This is a genomic window from Streptomyces mayonensis (assembly GCF_018982965.1).
Taxonomy (GTDB): Bacteria; Actinomycetota; Actinomycetes; order Streptomycetales; family Streptomycetaceae; genus Streptomyces; species Streptomyces mayonensis.
The window spans coordinates 1-9181 of the sequence record NZ_JACBYP010000188.1; the positions used below are offsets into that span (position 1 = coordinate 1).

At 73.2% G+C, this 9181-nt stretch carries 8 protein-coding genes; 3 read left to right on the forward strand and 5 right to left on the reverse strand.

All coding sequences use genetic code 11. From position 1 onward, the window contains the following. Window positions 1-57: 57 nt before the first annotated feature. Complete coding sequence (locus HZS56_RS36205) at window positions 58-2640, reverse strand: DEAD/DEAH box helicase (protein WP_253915468.1); 2583 nt, start codon at window positions 2638-2640, stop codon at window positions 58-60. Between the two features lie 171 nt (window positions 2641-2811). Here HZS56_RS36205 and HZS56_RS36210 point away from each other — a divergent pair, with 171 nt between their 5' ends. After that, window positions 2812-3594, forward strand: a complete 783-nt coding sequence (locus HZS56_RS36210; RefSeq protein ID WP_216725054.1) for a ferritin-like domain-containing protein — start codon at window positions 2812-2814, stop codon at window positions 3592-3594. Window positions 3595-3680: 86 nt separating this feature from the next. Here the strand turns inward: HZS56_RS36210 and HZS56_RS36215 are convergent, their stop codons facing one another. The 4 genes from HZS56_RS36215 to HZS56_RS36230 all read right to left on the reverse strand — a co-directional run bounded on the left by HZS56_RS36215 (window position 3681) and on the right by HZS56_RS36230 (window position 5848). Further along, on the reverse strand, window positions 3681-3956 hold the full coding sequence (locus HZS56_RS36215; protein WP_216725055.1) for a hypothetical protein: 276 nt from the start codon (window positions 3954-3956) through the stop codon (window positions 3681-3683). Window positions 3957-4269: 313 nt separating this feature from the next. Continuing rightward, entirely contained in the window at window positions 4270-4497 is a 228-nt protein-coding gene (locus tag HZS56_RS36220) for a DUF3107 domain-containing protein (RefSeq protein WP_007444428.1), read from the reverse strand. 167 nt (window positions 4498-4664) lie between these two features. Then, window positions 4665-5306: a TetR/AcrR family transcriptional regulator gene (locus tag HZS56_RS36225; RefSeq protein ID WP_064731956.1), complete on the reverse strand. Its 642-nt coding sequence runs from the start codon at window positions 5304-5306 to the stop codon at window positions 4665-4667. A 308-nt stretch (window positions 5307-5614) separates the two neighbouring features. Further along, window positions 5615-5848, reverse strand: coding sequence for an Rv3202a family protein (locus HZS56_RS36230; RefSeq protein WP_216725056.1), 234 nt, complete (start codon window positions 5846-5848; stop codon window positions 5615-5617). 252 nt (window positions 5849-6100) lie between these two features. Here HZS56_RS36230 and HZS56_RS36235 point away from each other — a divergent pair, with 252 nt between their 5' ends. Together HZS56_RS36235 and HZS56_RS36240 are read left to right on the forward strand one after the other, a co-directional pair. Beyond that, entirely contained in the window at window positions 6101-7123 is a 1023-nt protein-coding gene (locus HZS56_RS36235; protein WP_216725057.1) for an alpha/beta fold hydrolase, read from the forward strand. 638 nt (window positions 7124-7761) lie between these two features. Continuing rightward, the gene (locus HZS56_RS36240) at window positions 7762-8958 is read left to right on the forward strand and encodes a DUF3152 domain-containing protein (RefSeq protein ID WP_374201243.1); all 1197 of its coding nucleotides are present in this window, start codon (window positions 7762-7764) and stop codon (window positions 8956-8958) included. Window positions 8959-9181 lie beyond the last annotated feature (223 nt).

A 9181-nucleotide genomic window follows, 5' to 3' on the forward strand; every position in this document is an offset into this window, starting at 1 on the left:
CGGCCCGGCTCCGCCTCGGTGGCGGGGCCGGGCCGACGTGCGGACGAGCGGTGCGGTTCAGCTCTCGGCGGGCTCGGCGGCCTGCGTGGCGGTCGTGGCCGCCTTGCGGGTGCGACGGGCCTTCGGCTTCACCTCGGCCGTGCCGACCGCCTCGGACGACGCCTCGACGGCAGCCGCGGCCTTACGGGTCCGACGACGCGGTGCGGCCGCCGGCTCCTCGGAGACCTGCGCCGGGATGTCGGCGGCGGTCTCCGACACCGGCTCGGTGGCCTGGGCCGTCTTGCGGGTGCGGCGTCGGGGCTTGGCCGTCTCTTCGGTGCCTTCGGCGGTGTCGGCGGTGCTCTCTGCCTTGGTCGCTGCCGTCTTGGTGGCGGCGGTCTTGCGGGTGCGGCGCGGCTTGGCCTCGGTGGGCTCCGGAGCGGCGTCGGCGGCGGTGCCGGTTTCGGCGACTGCGGCCTTGCGGGTGCGCCGGGGCTTGGGCTCGGTCGCCTCCGCCGTGGCCGGCTCCGCGACGGCCGACTCGGTCGCCTGCGTCGCCTTGCGGGTGCGGCGCGGCTTGGTCTCCGGCGCCTCGACCGCTCCCTCAGCCGTGTCGACCGCGGCCTCGGCGGCAGGCGCCGTGGCCTTGCGGGTGCGGCGGCGCGGCTTCTCGGCCGGTGCCTCGGCCGCGGGCGCCTCCACCGCCGGGGGCGCCTCGAGCACCGCGGTGGTCTCCGCGGCCTCCACGCCCGCCGGTGCCTGTGCCGACTTGCGGGTACGGCGCCGGCGCGGCTTCGCCGGGGCGTCCAGGGCCTCGACGACCTCCGCCGCGGCCTCGGGTGCCGTGTCCGCCGTCGCCTCGGCGGTGTCCGCCGTCGTGGCCGTCGCCGGTCGGCGCGACGGCTCGCCGCCCCGCGTACGGCGCCGGCGGCGCAGCGTGCGCGGCCCGCTGTCCGCGTCCGCGGTCTCCTCGGTACCGCCGCTCACGGCCTCGGTCACGGCGCTCGCGGGGGCCTCCGCGTCCACCGGAGCCCCGCCGCGCATCCGGCGGCGGCGACGCGGCGTCGTACGCGACGAACGCTCGCGGTCGCCGGAACGGGACTCGTCCCGGCCGCCACGGCCACCGCGCGTGCGGCCACCACGGCCGACCGGCTCGCCCAGGTCCTCCAGCTCCTCCGCGTCGAGCCCGGCGCGGGTGCGCTCCGAGCGCGGCAGGACACCCTTGGTGCCCTCGGGGATCCCGAGGTCGGTGTACAGGTGCGGGGAGGTGGAGTACGTCTCCGGCGGGTCGTTGAAGTCCAGCTGCAGCGCCTTGTTGATCAGCTGCCAGCGAGGGATGTCGTCCCAGTCGACGAGCGTGATCGCCGTACCCTTCGCGCCCGCGCGGCCGGTGCGGCCGATGCGGTGCAGGTACGTCTTCTCCTCCTCCGGCGACTGGTAGTTGACGACGTGCGTCACACCCTCGACGTCGATGCCGCGGGCGGCCACGTCGGTGCAGACGAGGACGTCCACCTTGCCGTTGCGGAAGGCGCGCAGGGCCTGCTCGCGGGCGCCCTGGCCGAGGTCGCCGTGGACCGCGCCGGAGGCGAAACCGCGCTGCTTGAGCTGGTCGGCCAGGTCGGCCGCCGTGCGCTTGGTGCGGCAGAAGACCATGGCCAGTCCGCGGCCCTCGGCCTGCAGTATGCGGGCCACCATCTCGGGCTTGTCCATGTTGTGCGCGCGGTAGATGAACTGCTTCGTGTTCGCGACCGTCGCGCCCTCGTCGTCCGGCGAGGTGGCGCGGATGTGCGTGGGCTGCGACATGTAGCGGCGGGCCAGTCCGATGACCGCGCCCGGCATGGTGGCCGAGAACAGCATGGTCTGGCGCCGGGCCGGCAGCATGTTGATGATCTTCTCGACGTCGGGCAGGAAGCCCAGGTCGAGCATCTCGTCGGCCTCGTCCAGGACCAGGCACCTGACGTGCTTGAGGCTCAGCTTCTTCTGGCCCGCGAGGTCCAGCAGGCGGCCCGGGGTGCCGACGATCACGTCGACGCCCTTCTTCAGGGCCTCGACCTGGGGCTCGTAGGCCCGGCCGCCGTAGATCGCGGTGACGCGGACGTTACGCACCTTGCCGGCGGTCAGGAGGTCGTTGGTGACCTGCTGGCACAGCTCGCGCGTCGGGACGACGACGAGGGCCTGCGGGGTGTCGGTCAGCATCTCGGGGGCGGCGCGGCCCGCCTCGACGTCGGCGGGGACGGTGACCCGCTCGAGGAGCGGAAGGCCGAAGCCCAGCGTCTTGCCGGTGCCGGTCTTGGCCTGGCCGATCACGTCCGTGCCCGAGAGGGCGACGGGGAGCGTCAGCTCCTGGATGGGGAAGGGAGTGGTGATGCCGACGGCTTCGAGGGCTTCGGCGGTCTCGGGGAGGATCCCGAGGGATCGGAACGTCGTAGTCAGGGTGCTGCCTCTTCTGTGTACGTGGTGCGAGGCGAGCGCGCGGGTCGTGCCGGACCGTGTCGGGGACGTCGGCTGCCTTACGGATGAGCCGTAGGACACGGGACCTCTGTCGACGCTCCAGCGCTCGTACCACTGAGGGTCCCCCTCCGGATTCCGTACGCAGTGTGGCGCACGGCAGGGAGGGCTGTCGGGTCGGAGCCGATCGGGCCACCGACCGGGCATCCTCATGCGTGCGGCCCGACGACGATGTCACGTACCCGTACGTCACATACTCGGCAGGCGCATTACCACCATACCCCGGAATCGCGCACATGCGATGGCCGAATTGGTCACGTAGTCGTCGTCACACTCACTGACCAGGGCCTTCCCGTTGTCGAAGAGCGGGCTATTGTGCGCTGCATGACGAGCTCTGACAAGCCTGGCACCGCCGCAGACGCCCCTTCCGCACCGGCCGGAACCGCTGAAACCGCAGAAACCGCCGGAGCCACCTCGATCGCGGCCCGGGACTGGGCGACGGCCGCGGCCGTCCCGCAGTACCGGGCCGCGGTCGTGGACCTGCTCGGCGCGCTCGCGTACGGCGAGCTGGCGGCGTTCGAGCGGCTCGCCGAGGACGCCAAGCTGGCGCCCACACTGGCGGACAAGGCGGAGCTGGCGAAGATGGCGTCGGCGGAGTTCCACCACTTCGAGCGGCTGCGCGACCGGCTCGCCGAGATCGGCGAGGAGCCGACGGAGGCCATGGAACCGTTCGTGGCCGCCTTCGCCGGCTTCCACAAGCAGACCGACCCCTCCGACTGGCTCGAGGGGCTCGTCAAGGCCTACGTCGGTGACTCCATCGCCAGTGACTTCTACCGCGAGGTCGCGGCCCGCCTCGACACGGACACCCGTGAGCTGGTGCTGGCCGTGCTCGACGACACCGGGCACGCCGGTTTCGCCGTGGAGAAGGTGCGCGCGGCGATCGACGCGGACCCGCGCGTGGGCGGGCGGCTCGCCCTGTGGGCGCGGCGGCTGATGGGGGAGGCGCTGTCGCAGTCGCAGCGGGTGGTGGCCGACCGGGACGCGCTGTCGACGATGCTGGTGGGCGGTGTCGCGGACGGCTTCGACCTGGCCGAGGTCGGAAAGATGTTCTCCCGGATCACCGAGGCGCACACCAAGCGGATGGCGGCGCTGGGGCTGGCTGCCTGATCACGACCGGCGGCGCGACCCGGGGCGACCCGGCGATCGGGCCGGTACGGGGGAGGGGGCGGCGGCTCGCGGCCGGGCGGTGGCCCTCAGGCCGGTGCCGAGCTGCCGCGGAGGGCTCCCGCTCCCGCGGGGCGCAGCAGCAGCGACAGGGCGGCCGCGGAGAGGGCGGCCGCGCCGAGCAGTACCAGGAGCAGACTGCCCGCACCCAGCGCGGTGTGGGTCACGAACGCCCCGAACAGGGCCCCGGCCGCGCCTGTCGGCAGGACCATGACGGGGCCGGGAAGACGGTGCGGCAGCAGGTGGGCGGCGGCCCACGCCAGAGCGAGTCCGAGGATCGCGGCGCTGAGCGCTTCCAAGAGCATGTCGGGGTCCCTCCCAGATGGCCGGCCTGCCCGCAACGGTCACACCCGTCTTACCCCTGGCCTGCGGAATACAACCCTCCCCCTGTGGGTGAACTGTGGTCCGGTCGTGAACACGGTTTCGTGCCCACGAGGCCGCCCGCAGACCTGGTGGCGGTGGCGCGGAGGCAGGGGACCTGAAGGCGGGGACCTGAAGGCGGGATCTGAAGGCGGGGACCTGGAGGCGGGGACCTGAAGACGGGAGGGGCCCGGCGGTGTGAGTCACCGCCGGGCCCCTCCCGTACTCCGTTACTCCGTCCGTCGTCCCGCGTCCCGGCTACAGCGCGCCGAAGCCCACCTTGCGCGGGGCCGGCTCGCCGATCTCGACATAGGCGAGACGGTCGGCCGGCACCAGGACCTTGCGGCCGTGTTCGTCCACGAGGCTCAGCAGCTGCGACTTGCCTGCCAGTGCCTCGCCCACCACGCGCTCGACCTCTTCGGCGCTCTGACCGCTCTCCAGAACGATCTCGCGGGGCGCGTGCTGCACGCCGATCTTGACCTCCACGGCTATGTCCCTCCGACGGTCAGTGAAGTGCGCGATCATCCGCGCCGTACCCCGCACACATTAGCCCGGTGAGGGGACGTACACGCTGCGTCCGAGAACGCCAGGAGCGAACAGCCGACGGGAACAGAACCGGGTCGCAGAGGATGCAGGCCGCCGCTCAGCGTCGCTCAGTGCTGATCGGTGCCGTGCAGCGGGAAGCCCGCGATGCCCCGCCAGGCCAGCGACGTCAGCAGCTGGACCGCCTGGTCGCGCGGCACACTGCGGTCGCTGTGCAGCCAGGAACGGGCCACGACCTGGGCGAGACCGCCCAGACCGGACGCCAGCAGCATCGACTCCGCTCGCGAGAGCCCGGTGTCCTCGGCGATGACGTCGCAGATCGCCTCGGCGCACTCGTTGGTGACCTTGTCCACGCGCTCCCGCACGGCGGGCTCGTTGGTCAGGTCCGACTCGAAGACCAGCCGGAAGGCACCGCCGTCGTCCTCGACGTACGCGAAGTAGGCGTCCATGGTCGCGCGGACGCGCTGCTTGTTGTCGGTCGTCGACGCGAGCGCGCTGCGCACGGACTGGATCAGTGCCTCGCAGTGCTGGTCCAGCAGGGCGAGGTACAGGTCGAGCTTGCCCGGGAAGTGCTGGTAGAGCACGGGCTTGCTGACGCCGGCGCGCTCGGCGATGTCGTCCATCGCGGCCGCGTGGTACCCCTGGGCCACGAACACTTCCTGTGCGGCGCCCAGCAACTGGTTGCGTCGGGCTCGGCGGGGAAGGCGTGTGCCCCGCGGGCGTACCGCCTCTGTCTGCTCGATGGCTGTCACGCCGCCTCCCATAGTCGTCCTCGTGCGGTGTGCGCCGCGCTGTCATCGTACTTTTCGGTAACCGTGGTGTGTGTGCTGCGAGCGCAGAATTTCACGGACCGGACGGCGGCGAAAGCCGCACAACAGGTTTCAAAAAGACTCAGACCGGGCAGACATCGGCCCCCGTTTCCACCGGACGGTGTCCGGACGGGTGTACCGAGTTGTGTACCGAGTTGTGTACCGAGTTCTGTTCGTGTGCTGCTCGTGCGCTGTTCGTGGGCTGCTCGGTGTGCGTCCGTGCCGCGTCCGAGCGGCTCGCGGCCCGGGCCTCAGCGGTAGTCGTCCTCGTCGTGGGAGACGACCCGGGCCTGTTCGGCCAGGTCGGCCTCGTTGGCGCGGTCGGGGTCGGCCCCGTTCAGCGGGTCGTCGCGCTCGGGTGCGACCTCCGTCTGCTGCTCGGCGGTGTCGGCGTCGGGCGCCTCCACGTCGCGTTCCTCCGGGTCCGGTGCCGCGGTGTCGGAGGACTCGTCGAAGGTCTCGGGATCGGTCGGGTCGACGGTCATGCCGGGCTCCTTTGCTGCGAAAGTCCCCTGAGGGGCAGGGGCCACACGCGGGTGCCCACTTCATGAGCCTAGGAGACACCCGATCCGGCCGCCATGCGTCGGTGTGCGCACCGGGCTCGTGGCTTCTCTGCCCCGAGGTGGCCTCTTGTGGCCCTTCCCCGGAGGCACTCCGGCTACGCGGAGCCTCCTGCGGCTACTGCTTGTGATGGCGAACACGTGAGCCATTGCGTGATCGTCTCGTAACATTGCCGCATGCCTTCGATCGAGCCGCCGCCCCTGCCGCCCGCCAACGTGCTGCCGAAGGTCGCGGCCGTCAAGGTCGCCGACGGCGAGCGGCTCGGGTCTGTCCGGCTCCCGGGCATCACCCTCACGGTGCGGTCGAGACCACCGATGCGCGAGGGACTGCCGCCCGCCCTGTACGTCCACGGTCTCGGCGGCTCCTCGCAGAACTGGTCGGCGCTGATGCCGCTGCTGGACGGAGTCGTCGAGAGCGAGGCCCTCGACCTGCCGGGGTTCGGGGACTCCCCGCCGCCGGACGACGGCGACTACTCGATCACGGGCCACGCCCGCGCGGTCGTCCGCCACCTCGACGGGTCCGGCCGCGGCCCCGTACACCTCTTCGGCAATTCACTCGGCGGTGCCGTCGCCACCCGCGTCGCCGCGGCGCGGCCCGACCTGGTGCGCACCCTCACCCTCGTCTCGCCCGCGCTGCCGGAGATCCGCGTGCAGCGCAGTGCGGTGCCCACCGGTCTGCTGGCGGTGCCGGGAGTGGCGTCGCTCTTCACCCGGATCAGCCGGGACTGGACCGCCGAGCAGCGGGTGCGCGGGGTGACGGCGCTCTGCTACGGCGATCCGGGCCGCGTCTCGCCGGAAGGGTTCCGCAACGCGGTGGAGGAGATGGAACGGCGACTGCGGCTGCCGTACTTCTGGGACGCGATGGCGCGCTCCGCCCGGGGGATCGTCAACGCCTACACCGTGGGGGGCCAGCACGGACTGTGGCGCCAGGCCGAGCGGGTTCTCGCACCCACGCTCCTGGTCTACGGTGGTCGCGACAGACTCGTCGGCTACCGCATGGCCGCGCGGGCCACCCGTGCCTTCCGTGACTCCCGGCTGCTGACGCTGCCGGACGCGGGGCACGTGGCGATGATGGAGTATCCGGACGCCGTGGCCACCGCGTTCCGTGAACTCCTCGCGGACACCGAGGGGCCGGCGGCCGGCGAGAGGACCGACGGGATCGTCGAGGACGAGCCCGCCCAGCAGAGCACAGGAGGCTGAGGCGCGACGTGGGACGCCACAGCCGCCGCGGACCCGCCCCCAGGGCCGATGCCGCGGACCCCGCCCCGGCGCGGGAGGACCGGTCCGGCGCGCCGGACCGCCGCCGCGCGGCCGGGCCGACGGAGGAGCAGCGGACCTCGCCGGCGGGGCCCAGGCCACCCGGCGGCGCGGCTCGTCCGGCGCCCGGAGGGCCATGGATCGGACCACAAGGCGGTCCTCAGGGCGGCCCGGAGAGGGACCCGGCGCGCCGCCCGCAGGGCGGGGCACGAGGCGGGCCCCAGGTAGGTACGGGCTTCGCAGGTACGGGCTTCGCAGGTCCGGGACCCGCCGGACCTGGGCCCGCGGGATCCGCCGGGCCGAGGTCCGGCGGTCCGGGGCGGGGCCCGGAGCAGCGGTTCGCGGGCGGGACGCCGGCCCATGGCTTTCCGGCGGTGCCGGGCGGGACGCCGGCCCACGGCTTTCCGGCGGTGCCGGGCGAGACGCAGACGCGTGGGTTTCCCGGTGCCCCGGAGGGCACACCGGCGCGTGGTACGCCGCAGGCGTGGGACGGTACGCCGGCGCACGGAGTCCCGGGCCTGGCCGAGGGCACTCCGGCGCACGGTGTTCGGAGCTTCGCCGACGGTACGCCGGCGCGGGGCGTGCCCCGGATCTCCGACGGCACTCCGGCGCACGGGGTGCCGCGGGTGCGGGGCGGCCATCCGGAGCAGCGCGAAACCGGTGGCGGCTGGGGCGAGCTGGGCGGTCGGCCCGCGGCTCCGGGAGAGCCCGCGCGGCCGGGGCCGCCCCTGCCGCGGCAACGGCAGGGACCACCGCAAGGGCCCCGGCAGGAGTACCTGGACGCCTTCGCCGGGGACGACGACGTCTTCGCGGCCCGCCGCCCCCCGTACCGTACGGCCGCCCCGGCGCAGCCCGCCGACTCGTACTCCTCCGTCACCGACTGGAGCGCGGACGACGACGGCGGTACCAACCTCGCGACGGACGCGGGCGCCGGCGGCGACGACGCTCCGCCCACCGGCGAACCCGCGTCGGACAAGGGCGGCAAGGGCAGGGCCTTCACCGGCGTCGCCGCGGCCGCCGTCACCACCGTGCTGGCGATCGTCGTGGCGGGCCAGGTCGCCGACGGATCGGACGGAAGCGGCACCAGGTCGCAGTCCGCGGCAGGCCAGGCACGCGACACCCGTGACCCCTCGTCCCGGACGGACGAACTCCCCACGCCACCCGCCTCCGTCGCGCCACTGACGTACGAGCAGAAAATGGGCAAGAAGTACCCGCTCGGCGCCGACCTCAAGGGCTCGGGGAGGTTCGATGCGATCCCCGGCATCGCGAAGGCGCCCGGCACGGGGCAGAAATACACCTACCGTGTGGACGTCGAACAAGGGCTCGACCTCGACGGCGAGCTCTTCGCCGAGGCCGTGCAGAAGACGCTCAACGACCAACGGAGCTGGGCGCACAACGGCGCCCGCACCTTCGAACGCATCCATTCCGGGCGTCCCGACTTCGTGATCACACTGGCGAGCCCCGGTACCACCGCCGACTGGTGCGCCAAGTCGGGCCTGGACACCACCGAGGACAACGTCTCGTGCGACTCGGCCGCCACCGAGCGCGTGATGATCAACGCCTACCGCTGGGCGCAGGGCGCGAAGCCGTACGGCGACGCGATCCTCCCGTACCGGCAGATGCTGATCAACCACGAGGTCGGCCACCGTCTCGGCCACAATCACGTCACCTGCGACAAGGACGGCGAACTCGCCCCGGTCATGCAACAGCAGACCAAGTTCATCGATCATGACGGGATCGACTGCCGCCCCAACCCCTGGGCCTATCCGAACGGCTGACTGGCCGTCAGGCACAAGCCCGCGGGTCGCGCGCAGTGAAGAGTTGATCTCTTAGCGCGACGGAACGCGCCCCGCGCAGGAAAGTTACGACCGTTCACCCCTTCCGGTGGGGGGGGGGGGGGGGGGGGGGGGGGGGGGGGGGGGGGGGGGGGGGGGGGGGGGGGGGGGGGGGGGGGGGGGGGGGGGGGGGGGGGGGGGGGGGGGGGGGGGGGGGGGGGGGGGG